The sequence below is a fragment of the Citrobacter sp. Cf132 genome (assembly GCF_030333885.1).
Classification (GTDB): domain Bacteria; phylum Pseudomonadota; class Gammaproteobacteria; order Enterobacterales; family Enterobacteriaceae; genus Citrobacter; species Citrobacter freundii.
On record NZ_JAOWFA010000070.1, the window covers coordinates 75,746 to 89,506 of the forward strand.

A 13,761-nucleotide genomic window follows, 5' to 3' on the forward strand; every position below is an offset into this window, starting at 1 on the left:
GACGACCTTCGGGTTATGAGCCCGACGAGCTACCAGGCTGCTCCACCCCGCGTCCGTGGATGCGCACTATACTCTGCTCGTATTTTCATGCAACCCTTTTTTCACCTTGATCACGTTTTTAGGGTGAAAATGAACAAAAACAACGCATTCTGGATTATTTTTTGCTCAAAATTTGCGTTCGGGTATGTATACGCATTTCATTAGGTTCGGGGGTTTGTTATCTTCGTCTCGCATTCAGGCAACATAAGACGAGAACAATGAAAGGACGTTGGGCAAAATATCTTCTGGCGGGAGCTGTAGTCGCGATGCTCGCCGCGTGTTCCTCAAAACCCACCGATCGTGGGCAGCAGTATAAAGACGGGAAATTTACCCAGCCTTTCTCACTGGTGAACCAGCCTGATGCGGTTGGCGCACCAATCAATGCCGGTGATTTCGCCGAGCAGGTTAATCAAATTCGTAGCGCTTCGCCACGTTTGTACGGTAACCAGAGCAACGTCTACAACGCTATCCAGCAATGGTTACGCGCGGGCGGTGATACGCGCAGTATGCGTCAGTTTGGTATTGATGCATGGCAAATGGAAGGGGCTGATAACTACGGTAACGTCCAGTTTACCGGTTACTACACGCCGGTTATCCAGGCACGGCATACGCGCCAGGGCGAGTTTCAGTATCCTATCTATCGTATGCCGCCAAAACGTGGGCGCTTACCATCCCGTGCCGAGATCTACGCGGGTGCGCTAAGCGACAATTATATTCTGGCATACAGCAACTCCCTGATGGATAACTTCATTATGGATGTTCAGGGCAGTGGTTACATCGATTTTGGCGATGGCAGCCCGCTCAACTTCTTTAGCTATTCCGGGAAAAACGGCCACGCCTATCGCAGTATCGGTAAAGTGCTTATCGACCGTGGCGAAGTGAAAAAAGAAGATATGTCGATGCAGGCTATTCGTCATTGGGGTGAAACGCACAGCGAAGCCGAAGTGCGTGAGCTGCTGGAGCAGAACCCATCGTTTGTCTTCTTTAAACCACAATCTTTTGCTCCGGTGAAAGGGGCCAGCGCGGTACCGTTGATTGGCCGCGCATCCGTGGCTTCTGACCGCAGTATCATTCCTGCGGGCACAACGTTACTGGCGGAAGTCCCGTTACTGGACAATAACGGCAAGTTTACCGGCCAGTACGAACTGCGTCTGATGGTGGCGTTGGATGTGGGCGGGGCGATAAAAGGGCAGCACTTCGACATCTATCAGGGTATTGGCGCAGACGCCGGACACCGTGCCGGGTGGTATAATCATTACGGTCGCGTATGGGTACTAAAAACAGCGCCGGGTGCGGGTAACGTGTTCAGCGGTTAATTGCCGGATGGCGCTTCGCTTATCAAGCCTGAATTATTGAGTAGGCCTGATAAGGCGTAGCCACCATCAGGCAGTGATGCAGTCATCAAGGGCGGTATTTGTCCGCCCTTTTTGTTTTCTATATCTGAGGTTCTATGTCTGTGGTTATAAGTGATGCCTGGCGTCAGCGTTTTGGCGGTACGGCGCGTCTGTATGGCGAAAATGCGCTGCAACTGTTTGCTCAATCGCACGTTTGCGTGGTTGGGATTGGCGGAGTGGGGTCATGGGCGGCGGAAGCGCTGGCGCGAACCGGCATTGGCGCCATCACGCTCATCGATATGGATGATGTGTGTGTCACCAATACTAACCGCCAGATCCATGCTTTACGCGATAACGTCGGCCTGGCAAAAGCTGAAGTGATGGCTGAACGTATCCGCCAGATTAACCCGGAGTGCCGGGTGAACGTGGTCGATGATTTTGTCACGCCGGATAACGTTGCTGAATATATGAGTGTGGGATTTTCGTATGTCATTGATGCGATTGATAGCGTGCGCCCAAAAGCGGCACTGATCGCGTACTGTCGGCGTAACAAAATTCCTCTGGTGACCACCGGTGGTGCGGGCGGACAGATCGATCCTACGCAGATTCAGGTCGTTGATTTGGCAAAAACCATCCAGGATCCGTTGGCGGCCAAGCTACGTGAGCGGCTGAAAAGCGATTTTGGCGTGGTGAAAAACAGCAAAGGCAAGCTGGGCGTGGACTGTGTGTTCTCGACCGAAGCGCTGGTGTACCCGCAGGCAGATGGCTCGGTGTGTGCGATGAAAGCGACGGCGGAAGGGCCGAAACGTATGGATTGCGCATCCGGGTTTGGCGCGGCCACGATGGTGACCGCCACCTTTGGTTTTGTTGCCGTCTCCCATGCGCTGAAGAAGATGATGGCCAAAGCGGCGCGCCAGCCCTGATTGTATTGGATGGCGCTATGCTTATCCGACCTACGGTTTGTGCGGTGTTATAAGCCGGATAAGACGTATTAGCGCCGTCATCCGGCTTTCTGAGCAACCTCAAGAATCGCCTCGTTAAGAGCATGTAGCCCCTGGCTACGCGAGGCGCTAAGCTGCGCGCGTAAACCCAGCTCGTCAAATAATTCCATTGGTGAATGCGCCAGTAACTCGGCGGCCGTTTTACCTTCGACCGCGGTGAGTAATACCGCCAACAGCCCGCGTACTATTCGACCTTCGCTGTCACCAAAGAAATGCAGAGTGCCATTCGCATGAAGAGTATGCCCCAGCCAGACGCGGTTTTCACAGCCCGCGATTTCTTTGGCCTGTGCTTTTAGCGCATCCGGAAGTGCCGGCAACTGCTTACCCAGCAGTATCAGCTGACGATATTTATCTTCCCACTGAGTGAGCGGGATAAAGGTATTGCGTAACGTCTCTTCGGTTACGGTTGTGCCAAACGGGTGTCCGGCGAACAAAGGGCTTGTCATTAATCCACCAATATTTCCAGCGCGCGGTCGACGGCTGCGACCAACGCATCCACATCGCTTTGTGTATTATAAGGGGCAAATGAGGCGCGTAGTGTCCCGGATACGCCCAGTTCTGCCAGTAGCGGTTGCGCGCAGTGTTGCCCCGCGCGCAGCGCAATGCCATATTCGGCCAATAGCGTAACCATATCGCTGTGATGAACACCCGAGAAATCAAAGGATAACAGACTGGAATTCTGGCAGCGGAAGGACCGAAAGCCGGGGCGTTTCGCCAGCGCATCTTCTGCCAGCGTCGCCAGACCCCGGCTCCAGTTTTCGGCCTGTGCAACGTCGACGTCCGCCAGCCATTCGAGCGCTGCGCTTAGCCCGATAACGCCAGCAACGTTAGGCGTACCGGCCTCCAGCTTCCATGGGGCTGCCTGGGTGGTGAAACCGTCGAAGCTGACTTCGCTAATCATCTTTCCGCCGCCGAGCCACGGTGACATAGCTTCCAGTAATTCAAGCTTACCGTACAGCACGCCAATACCGGTTGGGCCATACAGCTTGTGGCCCGAGAACGCATAGAAATCAATATCTAACTGTTGTACGTCGGCAGGAAAATGGACAATCCCCTGGGCACCATCAACCATCACCACCATGCCAGCCGCATGGGCGAGCGTGATGGCGCGGGCCAGATCCGGGCAGCCACCGGTGACGTTCGACATTTGCCCGAGTGCCAGAATGCGGCTGCGCGGGGTAATAAGTTGCGTAAGGCGCTCAACGTCTGGCAATAAATCGGGGGTGAGTGGGAGTTTGACGACCTTAGCCCCCGTTTGCTCCGCGACCATCAGCCAGGGCACGAGGTTGGCGTGATGTTCCGCTGCGCTAACGATAATCTCATCACCCGGCTGAAGGCGTGGACGCGCATAGCTTTGGGCAACCATGTTGATCGCTTCCGTTGTGCCGCGGGTCCAGACGATGGTTTTGTCATCCGGCGCATTAATCAGGCTTGCGACTTTTTCTCGCGCGGCTTCATAGCGTGCGGTCAGGCGCTGGGCTTCAGCAAACTGGCTGCGATGGACGTTTCCGGCGCTCAGGCTATAAAACTGGTGGGTAGCCTCAATCACCGCCTGTGGCTTCAGCGCCGTAGCAGCGCTGTCGAGATAGACGCCAGCATCGTTGAGTGCGGGAAATTGTGCGCGAAACTGCGCGGGGTTAAAAGCGTTCATGGTATTCCTCAGTTCAGTAAACCGATCGTGGCGCAAAAAGGGCATTGATACAAGGGTTGCGCTAACCATCGGAATACTCTGGATATCCTGGCAAAGCCCGCTCAGTGTCTTATGCTAAATAGCGTTAGGTGAACAATTTTGCCTGTTACGGAGTGTGTTTTTAATAGCATAAATCGCTTTAAGGAGAAGAAGATGAAAAAGACTGCCGCCATAATTTCTGCCTGTATGCTGACTTTTGCCCTGAGCGCCTGTTCCGGTTCGAATTACGTGATGCACACCAACGATGGTCGATCAATCGTAGCTGACGGTAAGCCACAGACCGATAATGAAACGGGGATGATTTCGTATAAAGACGCTAACGGCAACAAACAGCAGATTAACCGCACTGACGTGAAAGAGATGGTAGAACTGGATAACTAACCGGTCATCCATCGACAAAGAGTCGGACAAAAAAAAGCACCGCAATTTGGCGGTGCTACATTAATCACTATGGACAGACAGGGTAAATGTACAGGAAGTGAAAAAGGGTAGCTTTGCTACCATGGTCTGAATCGCAGACCAATTGCAAACACAACAACACAACATCACAACCGTAAGCCAAAAGCCCACCAGAACACGCATTCCGATAAAACTTTTCGTTCCGGCTTCAGGAAGTGCCGCCACTATAGGTATTTGCTGGTAGAACCTCAACGGACAATTTATAATGGCTCAGATAAAAAAAACTAATAGGTTACAGCCTGTTAGTCAATTGTTAAATTCATTTAACATCAAAGCCTAAAAGTCATGTCAAAACGATTACCACCCTTAAATGCGTTGCGTGTTTTTGATGCTGCAGCGCGTCATTTGAGCTTTACTCGCGCAGCAGAAGAGCTTTTTGTGACGCAGGCCGCAGTAAGTCATCAAATCAAGTCTCTTGAGGATTTCCTGGGGCTGAAGCTGTTTCGTCGACGCAATCGATCTTTGCTGTTAACGGAAGAAGGTCAAAGCTACTTCCTCGACATCAAAGAGATTTTTTCGCAATTAACCGACGCGACGCGTAAACTTCAGGCACGTAGTGCAAAAGGTGCACTTACCGTCAGTTTATTGCCCAGTTTTGCGATCCAATGGCTGGTGCCCAGACTCTCTAGCTTTAACTCAGCTTATCCGGGAATCGATGTCAGGATCCAGGCGGTGGACCGTCAGGAAGACAAACTGGCGGACGATGTAGATGTGGCGATTTTCTACGGACGCGGCAACTGGCCGGGTCTGCGCGTTGAAAAATTGTACGCAGAATATTTATTGCCGGTCTGCTCGCCGCTATTACTCACCGGTGATAAACCGTTGAAGACGCCCGACGATCTGGCTAAACACACATTATTGCACGATGCGTCGCGCCGTGACTGGCAAGCCTATACGCGCCAGCTTGGCCTGAATCATATCAACGTACAGCAGGGACCTATCTTCAGCCATAGCGCCATGGTGCTACAGGCTGCTATCCACGGACAGGGGATTGCGCTGGCGAATAACGTCATGGCGCAGTCCGAAATAGAAGCCGGGCGTCTGGTCTGTCCGTTTAACGATGTTCTGGTCAGCAAAAACGCATTTTATCTGGTTTGTCATGACAGTCAGGCAGAACTGGGTAAAATAGCCGCCTTCCGTCAGTGGATTTTGGCTAAAGCGGCCACGGAACAAGAAAAATTCCGCTTTCGTTATGAACAATAATTTACGTAGGGTATTCACATGACCAGCCGTTTTATGCTGATTTTTGCCGCCGTAAGTGGCTTTATCTTTGTGGCGTTGGGTGCCTTTGGGGCACATGTTCTGAGTAAAACCCTCGGTGTCGTTGAGATGGGGTGGATCCAGACTGGCCTTGAGTATCAAGCGTTCCATACGTTGGCTATCTTTGGCCTGGCCGTCGCCATGCAGCGACGCATTAGCATTTGGTTTTACTGGAGTAGCGTGTTTCTGGCATTAGGAACGGTGCTGTTTAGCGGCAGCCTGTATTGCCTTGCACTCTCTCATTTACGCCTGTGGGCGTTTGTTACCCCCGTCGGCGGTTTCAGCTTCCTTGTGGGCTGGGCGCTGATGTTAGTGGGTGCTATTAGATTGAAACGTAAGGGCGTTAGCCATGAATAAGGTTGTGTTGTTGTGTCGCCCGGGTTTTGAAAAAGAGTGCGCCGCAGAAATTACGGATAAAGCAGGGCGCCGGGAAATCTTCGGTTTTGCCCGCGTGAAAGACAATGCGGGTTACGTCATCTTCGAATGCTATCAGCAGGATGATGCCGAAAAGCTAGTGAAAGAGCTGCCGTTTAGCTCACTGATTTTTGCCCGTCAAATGTTTGTGGTGGGCGAACTGCTGCAATATTTACCGCCGGAAGACCGCATTACGCCGATCGTTGGCATGCTGCAGGGCGTGGTGGAAAAGGGTGGCGATCTGCGTGTCGAAGTCGCCGACACCAATGAAAGCAAAGAGCTGGTTAAGTTCTGCCGTAAATTTACCGTACCGCTGCGCGCGGCGCTGCGTGAAGCGGGCGTACTGGCAAAATATGAAACGCCGAAACGTCCGGTGGTTCATGTTTTCTTTATCGCCCCTGGCTGTTGTTATACCGGTTATTCCTGGCCTGACAATAACTCACCGTTCTACATGGGTATTCCGCGACTGAAATTCCCGGCCGATGCGCCGAGCCGCTCAACGCTGAAACTGGAAGAAGCGCTGCACGTGTTTATCCCTGCCGATGAATGGGATGAGCGTCTGGCGAACGGAATGTATGCGGTGGATTTAGGGGCCTGCCCGGGCGGATGGACCTATCAGCTGGTTAAACGCAACATGTGGGTTTACTCCGTGGATAACGGTCCAATGGCACAAAGCCTGATGGATACCGGACAGGTCACCTGGCTGCGTGAAGACGGATTTAAATACCGTCCGAATCGCAACAATATTTCGTGGATGGTCTGCGATATGGTGGAGAAGCCGGCGAAGGTCGCCGCGCTGATGGCACAATGGCTGGTCAACGGCTGGTGTCGTGAGACGATATTCAACCTCAAGCTGCCGATGAAAAAACGCTACGAAGAGGTATCACAGAACCTGGCTTACATTCAGGCCCAGCTTGATGAACATGGCGTAAATGCCCAAATTCAGGCGCGTCAGCTGTATCATGACCGTGAAGAAGTAACCGTTCACGTACGTCGTCTGTGGGCGGCCGTCGGCGGTCGTCGCGACGAGCGATAAGGCTACAATCCTGGTCGGATGGCGGCGAAATCGCCCTATTCGGCCTGGATTGATTCAATCAGCTGTGTATCTGAAACAATATGCGTCACATCATCCAGATGCCCAATTCTGGCCTCTCCCGAACGATTAAATTTACTTTTATCGATCAACAATAAAGATTGCGATGCGCGCTTAAGCAGAATGGATTTGAAGTCTGCGTTGGTTGCATTTGAGTCCCAGAGCGCACCGTCGCTATTGATCCCTTCGCAGGAAAAAATAAACAGGTCAATATCGAGGGATTTAAGCTGCGAGATAAGCGAGGGATTAACGTAGCAACCGTATTTGCGCTCAAGGCGACCGCCGGAGCTGATAAGCTGAATGTGTTCACGTTTAGCCAATTCCTGGCAGATGGGCTGGCTGTTGGTAAAAACGTGAATGTTGATGTCCGGTAGCTGTCGCGCCAGGTACCAGCAGGTTGAGCTGGCGTCTAAAGCTATCACCATACCTTCTTCGATCCATGCCAGCGCTTCGCGGGCAATATTTGCTTTGTGGGCATAGTGGCTTTTTAGTCGAATATGAAACGGGTCGCCACTGTCCTGATTTTCCCGATGAATAGCCTTGGCCCGCCCGTGATTGCGTAGCACCTTGCCCTGGGTTTGTAATTCACTGAGATCGCGGCGGATGGTCTCTTTGCTAACGTTTAGCTGCAAAGACAGGGCTTCAGTTGTCAGGCTTTTGTGGTGGGTAAGCAGATCTACGATTGCCTGCTGGCGCGCCGCTTTCATGTTCAGATCCTCATCTGATGATAAATGCCCGTACCAGACGGGCATTCTGACCAGAGATTACGGCGTTACCCCTTTTTTTAAAAGAATATTCCCGTACTTTGCCCGCTCTCCTGTGATAACGATCGCAAACGCCTTTTGCGCTCGTTCGTAAAAGGCATAACGGTCAATACGCGTGATGTCTGGACAGGGGGCCTGCAATGAAAGCGCCTGTCGATAGCGAGCCTCGACGTCAGGATCGAGAGAGTCGCCTTCTACTGCGGCCATCATCACCAGCGGTGGGGCGTAGCTGTCCAGTTCAAAAAGCGGAATAATCGCCTGCAGCAGGTCACTGACCAGCAGACCGTCGGCGCGAATCACCTGCGGTCCCATGCTATGAGCCGGAAAATGAGCATCGGAAAAGATAATCTCATCGCCGTGACCCATTTCAGCCAGCACCTTCAGCAGGTCGGGGGAAATTAAGGGGGATATTGTTTTGAGCATGTTACTCGACTCCTGTCAGTTCGGATTCGGTTTGCGGATAGAAGTAACGGTACTGGTAGCGCACCTGTGCACGGGCCTGTTCCGGTGAGGTAAATTCTCTAATGCCTGACCAGGCAAACATCGCGGCGCCTGCGACGGTGGTTTCGGCGTCATCCAGCACTTTGACAGGGATCCCGAGAACATTAGCTTTAATCTGGTTCCACAATGCGTTACGGCTTCCCCCGCCAACCAATAACAATTCAGAGGCCTGGAAATGACCAATTTTTTCCAGCGTGTGTAAATTCCGCTGCAACTGTTCTGTCAGTCCTTCCAGTGCGGCGCGATAAAAATGCCCGCGGGTGGTATTGAGCGTAACCCCTTGCCAGCCCGCATTCTGAGAGGTCAGCAGGTCGCAGTGCATCTTGACGCCTTCTGCGCCAGCAGGAATGGACCGGGCTTCGTCAATCAGCGTCTGCCAGGGCGATTCGGCAGTCCAAAACAGCTTACGCACCCATTCAAGCACGCCGGAAGCCAGCCACTGCATGCCGGGATTATACAGCCCGGCATGACTGTCTAATTCACAAGTGGAACCCGCATAATGGCTGAGCAGAGAGGTGTCCACCTGTGCGCTGCGTACCATCAGAATTTCCCATGTACCGGAAGAGAGCACCGGTTCGTCTGGCTGAGCTCCCGCGCCAAAGAGCGCAAACTGCGTGTCGTGCCCGGCAGATATCACAGGAATACCCACTGGTAGCCCGAGCAGGCTGGCGGCCTCGTGTTGCAGTACCCCAATCTGTTCGCCCGCTTCCACCAGACGTGGAAACAGTCGGCGCGGTATGCCGGTCGCCTGCAAAATGTCATCACTGAAATCGCGCTGCTGGATGTTCAGCATCTGGCTGGTGCCCGCCATGGTGATATCTGTGGTGAACTCGCCGGTTAAACGGTGGTTGATAAGCGATGAGATAAACAGCCAGGCGTGCGCCTGTTCCAGTAATTGTGGATGGTTTTCTTTCAGCCACACCAGTTTATACAGCGTGTTAAAGCTAAACGCGCCGACGCCGGAGATTTCCTGCAACTGCTGCGGTGACATGTAGCGATGGATATTTTCCATTACTGCTGCGGTTCGCGGGCACTTCCAACTGATTACCGGATATAACTGCCTGCCGTGTTGATCGACCAGCGCACCGTCTACGCCGAAGGTGGTGACGGCGATCCCGCAGATACGGCAATTGGCCAGTTGCGTGGAGAGCCGCTGACAGCAGCCGGCGAAGCGTTGCAAAATGGCTTCCAGCGACCACTGATGCCAGATACTGTTCTCCGCGGCAATATCACTGGCGTTGGGCGTAGAGGCGCGGGCGATAATTTTTCCCTGACGGTCAACGGCTATGGCCCGCACGTTGGTCGCGCCACAGTCGAGGACCAGGATAACCTCTTGTTTCATAATTGCTCCTGGGAGATTACCTATTGCCGGATGGCGGCTTCGCCTTATCCAGCCTACAAAACCGTGCGCTTCGTAGGCCTGATAAGACGCGTAAGCGCCACCATCAGGCAATTGCTCGATGTTTAACGCTTATACAGCGGACCGTAGTTCTGGCAGGCACGATAATCCTGGCCTTCCGTATCCATTCCGTGGGCTGCCCAGGCTGAAGGACGGTAAATTTTCTCGTCTTCCACGTTGTGCATGCAAACCGGGATACGCAGCATGGCGGCCAGAGTGATAAAGTCTGCGCCCACGTGACCAATTGTCAGCACTCCGTGGTTTGCGCCCCAGTTAGCCATAACCGAATAGACATCGCTGAACGGGCCTTTACCGGTTAAGCGCGGGGCAAACCAGGTGGTCGGCCAGGTAGAGTTGGTGCGCGCATCGAGCTGGTCATGCATATCTTCCGGTAATTCCACGCTCCAGCCTTCTGCGATTTGCAGTACCGGCCCCAGGCCCTTGATGATGTTGATGCGAGTCATGGTGAACGGCACGCCGCCCTCGGTCAGGAAGCGAGAGGAGTAGCCGCCGCCGCGGAAGTATTCGTGAATAGCCGGACACCATTCGGTTGCCGCCAGGCAATCATCGACCTCTTTTTGCGAGATTTCCCAGTGCGGTTTCATGGTCGGTTTCCCTGCGTCGTCGCGCTGTTTGCAGGAGCCGTCCAGCGCTGCCGAGCCGGAGTTAATCAGGTGAATAATGCCGTGCTCAGCAAGGCCGGTCAGCGGTTTACCCGTGACGCGCTCTACCGCTTCTGGCGACCAGTAGGTGCGCACATCGGCAAAGACCTGCGCCGTGCCGGTGAGTTGATGGCCGAACAGCATCGCCGCGCCGTTCAGGCTGTCGTTTTCGGTGGCGACAACGAACGGTTCGCGTATGCCATTCCAGTCAAAGGAGCTGTTGAGCAGCGCTTCGGCGGTATCACCATTCGGATATTGATCGGTCCAGTGACGCTGGCCCTGGAAGCCTGCGGCAATCGCGTTGTACCCCAGCGACTCTTCAACCCGACCTTTGTCTGCCAGCTTCTGGTTACCCTGCATCATGTCGCGAATGCACATGGCCATCAGCAGGCTCTCTTTCAGCACCGCACGGCTTTGCTCTGCGTTGCGCTTATATTGCTGCGCGTTCTGATCCTCGCCGTAGCGGAAGTTTTTGTCCGCCCACGCCAGCGCCATTTCCAGCTCAGCTTCGTCATAGATTTTTTGGTCGATGCGACGACGCAGTTCGGTCATATCAACGGGTTGAACTTTCATTCCCAGCCAGGATTCAAAGAAGTTATGATCGACAATAGAGCCAGCAATGCCCATTGAAACGCCGCCTACGGACAGGTAGGTTTTGCCTTTCATACCGGCGACGGCTAAGCCCGCGCGGGCAAAGCGCAGCAATTTTTCTTCCACATCGGCAGGGATCGTGGTGTCGCCGGCGTCCTGTACGTCATGACCGTAAATAGAGAAGGCAGGAAGTCCTTTTTGATTATGCGCAGCCAGCGCGGCAGCCAGATAAACGGCCCCCGGACGTTCTGTACCGTTGAAACCCCAGATAGCTTTCGGCCGCATTGGATCCATGTCGATGGTTTCGCTACCGTAGCACCAGCATGGGGTCACTGTGATGGTCACGCCCACATTCAGGCTGCTGAATTTTTCTTCGCAGGCGGCAGATTCCGCCATCCCGGCGATACAGGTGTCGGCAATGACACATTCAATTTGCGCGCCGCAGGCGTGACGAAGTTTCTCAGCGATCAGCGCAGCGGTGGCTTTAGCCATATTCATGGTTTGCTCTTCGAGCGATTCACGAACACCCATACGGCGCCCATCAATCACCGGACGAATGCCAATTTTCGGTAAGCTATTTTTTTTCATTCGAGGTTCCTCATCTCACTTTATGCCGTGCTGCAAAAGCGGATGTTGAACACCACCGTCGCAGTTGGCTGAATAATTCATTTTTGCTAACTCGAGTTAGCTTAGGTATTAGAGAGTTTTTTGCACAACTTTTTTGTTGTGGAACTGTGAGAGGCTTCACGAGAAGTGGTTAAAATTCGATCTGTGTCAAATAAACCAGAACGCATATTTTTGTATAAATTCTTTTAAATTAAGTATTTGCAATAAATTGTTTGTTCAGCGTCACAGATTTAAACCAAATGATTTGGCTAATTTGAGTAGCTAAAATAGCTTTAAAAGGCACTTCGCTAACTCGAGTTAGCATGATTGATGAAACGCATATGAACGTATAAGTAGTATTCGCATTAACGGTGACGATGGCTTCCTGGCAACGTTTTTTCGCCTGATTCACTGATTGCAGTTTCTGTATATTGAGGAAAGCAGCAATGTCTGAAACATTTTTACAGATGAGTCATATTACGAAACGTTTTCCCGGCGTATTAGCGTTGAGTAATGTGGATTTTGCTTTACGCAAAGGCGAGGTTCATGCGCTGCTGGGTGAGAATGGCGCAGGAAAGTCTACGTTGATGAAGATTTTATCCGGTGTTTATCAGCCTGATGAAGGAGATATTATTTTTGAAGGGCAATCTGTTTCTTTTGCGAACCCGTTGAGCGCACAAAGCGCAGGTATCACGATTATTCACCAGGAATTTAATCTTTTCCCTGAACTCACGGTAGAAGAAAATATTTTTATTGGCAGGGAGTTTTGCAAAAATAACCGCTGGCGTCTGGATGAAAAACAACAGCGACAGGCTGCTATCGATATTTTGCAAAAATTAAACCTGAATATCTCCCCAGAAACGCTGGTGGCCGATCTGACCGTCGCGCAACAACAAATGGTTGAGATTGCTAAAGCGATATCGGTGAATGCTAAGATCCTTATTATGGATGAACCGACGGCGGCACTGACGGAAACGGAAATCGACAGCTTATTTCAGGTGACCCGTTTGCTGAAAGAACAGGGAACGGGCATTGTTTATATCTCGCACAGACTGGAAGAACTGGCGCTGATAGCCGATCGCGCTACGGTGATGCGTGATGGTCAGTTTATTGCCACTGTAGATTATGATGCGGTTAAAATTAGCGACCTGATTGCCATGATGGTTGGGCGGGACCTCGGCAATATCTATCCTCGTCGTGGACCTTTGGCTCAACGTAAGCCGGTGTTGGAAGTCAGCGGTCTGACTCGCAATGGTGTACTGAACAACATTGATTTCACCCTGTATCAGGGCGAAATATTGGGTTTCGCTGGTCTGATGGGCGCAGGGCGTACCGAGCTGGCGCGGGCGATTTTTGGCGCGGATCCCATTGATGGCGGTACCCTCAAGCTAAACGGAAAAGTGACGGTAATTAAAGATATTCCTGATGCTATCCAACAGGGTATCAGCTATTTAACCGAGGACAGAAAAAAAGAGGGGCTGGCATTAGGACTGTCCGTTGAGCGTAATATTATGTTGGGCAATTATCCTGAATATTCCGACCGCTATGGCAATGTGGACAGCAAACGTTGTCAGAAAACCAGCGAGGAACAGGTTAAAGCCCTACGGATTAAAACACCACATTTAGAGCAGGCGGCACTGAATTTAAGTGGCGGTAATCAGCAGAAAATTATTATTGCCAGATGGGTATGTAAAGATACCGATATTCTCATCTTTGACGAACCCACTCGCGGTATTGATGTGGGGGCCAAACTTGAAATTTATGAATTAATGAATCGACTGGTGGCAAAAGGGAAGTCAATTATCATGATTTCCTCTGAATTACCGGAAGTGCTGGGTATGTGCGATCGCATTTTGGTTATGCGTAATGGACGTATTACCGGGGAGTTAGCTTCTGATGACGCCACACAAGAAAAAATCATGCAATATGCGACGTTAGAGGACTAATT

Annotated in this window: 13 protein-coding genes; 7 read left to right on the forward strand and 6 right to left on the reverse strand. The window is 52.1% G+C overall.

Going from position 1 to position 13,761, the window contains the following annotated elements; all coding sequences use genetic code 11:
• The first annotated feature begins 257 nt into the window (after positions 1 to 257).
• Both mltA and tcdA read left to right on the forward strand, forming a co-directional pair.
• Positions 258 to 1,355: a murein transglycosylase A gene (gene mltA, locus OGV85_RS20130; protein WP_003034021.1), complete on the forward strand. Its 1,098-nt coding sequence runs from the start codon at positions 258 to 260 to the stop codon at positions 1,353 to 1,355.
• A gap of 134 nt (positions 1,356 to 1,489) precedes the next feature.
• A complete protein-coding gene (tcdA, locus tag OGV85_RS20135) occupies positions 1,490 to 2,296 on the forward strand; it encodes a tRNA cyclic N6-threonylcarbamoyladenosine(37) synthase TcdA (RefSeq protein WP_003034022.1) in 807 nt (268 codons plus the stop codon).
• A 77-nt stretch (positions 2,297 to 2,373) separates the two neighbouring features.
• Here the strand turns inward: tcdA and csdE are convergent, their stop codons facing one another.
• Together csdE and csdA are read right to left on the reverse strand one after the other, a co-directional pair.
• Entirely contained in the window at positions 2,374 to 2,820 is a 447-nt protein-coding gene (gene csdE, locus OGV85_RS20140) for a cysteine desulfurase sulfur acceptor subunit CsdE (RefSeq protein WP_003034025.1), read from the reverse strand.
• Positions 2,820 to 4,025 (reverse strand): cysteine desulfurase CsdA, encoded by a 1,206-nt coding sequence (gene csdA, locus OGV85_RS20145; RefSeq protein WP_061548005.1) that lies wholly within the window; start codon positions 4,023 to 4,025, stop codon positions 2,820 to 2,822. Before csdA ends, csdE begins: the two co-directional genes overlap by 1 nt.
• 192 nt (positions 4,026 to 4,217) lie before the next feature.
• Here csdA and OGV85_RS20150 point away from each other — a divergent pair, with 192 nt between their 5' ends.
• The 4 genes from OGV85_RS20150 to rlmM all read left to right on the forward strand — a co-directional run bounded on the left by OGV85_RS20150 (position 4,218) and on the right by rlmM (position 7,233).
• Complete coding sequence (locus OGV85_RS20150; protein WP_003840386.1) at positions 4,218 to 4,445, forward strand: YgdI/YgdR family lipoprotein; 228 nt, start codon at positions 4,218 to 4,220, stop codon at positions 4,443 to 4,445.
• 363 nt (positions 4,446 to 4,808) lie between these two features.
• Complete coding sequence (gene gcvA, locus OGV85_RS20155) at positions 4,809 to 5,726, forward strand: glycine cleavage system transcriptional regulator GcvA (protein WP_003034035.1); 918 nt, start codon at positions 4,809 to 4,811, stop codon at positions 5,724 to 5,726.
• A gap of 18 nt (positions 5,727 to 5,744) precedes the next feature.
• A complete protein-coding gene (locus OGV85_RS20160) occupies positions 5,745 to 6,140 on the forward strand; it encodes a DUF423 domain-containing protein (protein ID WP_003034037.1) in 396 nt (131 codons plus the stop codon).
• Positions 6,133 to 7,233 (forward strand): 23S rRNA (cytidine(2498)-2'-O)-methyltransferase RlmM, encoded by a 1,101-nt coding sequence (gene rlmM / locus OGV85_RS20165; protein ID WP_003034040.1) that lies wholly within the window; start codon positions 6,133 to 6,135, stop codon positions 7,231 to 7,233. Before OGV85_RS20160 ends, rlmM begins: the two co-directional genes overlap by 8 nt.
• A gap of 35 nt (positions 7,234 to 7,268) precedes the next feature.
• Here the strand turns inward: rlmM and fucR are convergent, their stop codons facing one another.
• From fucR to fucI, 4 genes are all read right to left on the reverse strand, one after another.
• Positions 7,269 to 7,997 carry an L-fucose operon activator gene (gene fucR / locus OGV85_RS20170; RefSeq protein ID WP_003034043.1) on the reverse strand — a complete coding sequence of 243 codons (729 nt, stop codon included), beginning with the start codon at positions 7,995 to 7,997 and terminating at the stop codon, positions 7,269 to 7,271.
• Between the two features lie 57 nt (positions 7,998 to 8,054).
• A complete protein-coding gene (gene fucU, locus OGV85_RS20175; RefSeq protein ID WP_003034046.1) occupies positions 8,055 to 8,477 on the reverse strand; it encodes an L-fucose mutarotase in 423 nt (140 codons plus the stop codon).
• 1 nt (position 8,478) lies between these two features.
• Positions 8,479 to 9,897, reverse strand: coding sequence for an L-fuculokinase (gene fucK / locus OGV85_RS20180; RefSeq protein WP_061548004.1), 1,419 nt, complete (start codon positions 9,895 to 9,897; stop codon positions 8,479 to 8,481).
• Positions 9,898 to 10,019: 122 nt separating this feature from the next.
• Complete coding sequence (gene fucI / locus OGV85_RS20185; protein WP_061548003.1) at positions 10,020 to 11,795, reverse strand: L-fucose isomerase; 1,776 nt, start codon at positions 11,793 to 11,795, stop codon at positions 10,020 to 10,022.
• A gap of 464 nt (positions 11,796 to 12,259) precedes the next feature.
• Between fucI and OGV85_RS20190 the strand changes: the two genes are divergently transcribed.
• The gene (locus OGV85_RS20190; RefSeq protein ID WP_003034052.1) at positions 12,260 to 13,759 is read left to right on the forward strand and encodes a sugar ABC transporter ATP-binding protein; all 1,500 of its coding nucleotides are present in this window, start codon (positions 12,260 to 12,262) and stop codon (positions 13,757 to 13,759) included.
• Positions 13,760 to 13,761: the final 2 nt, after the last annotated feature.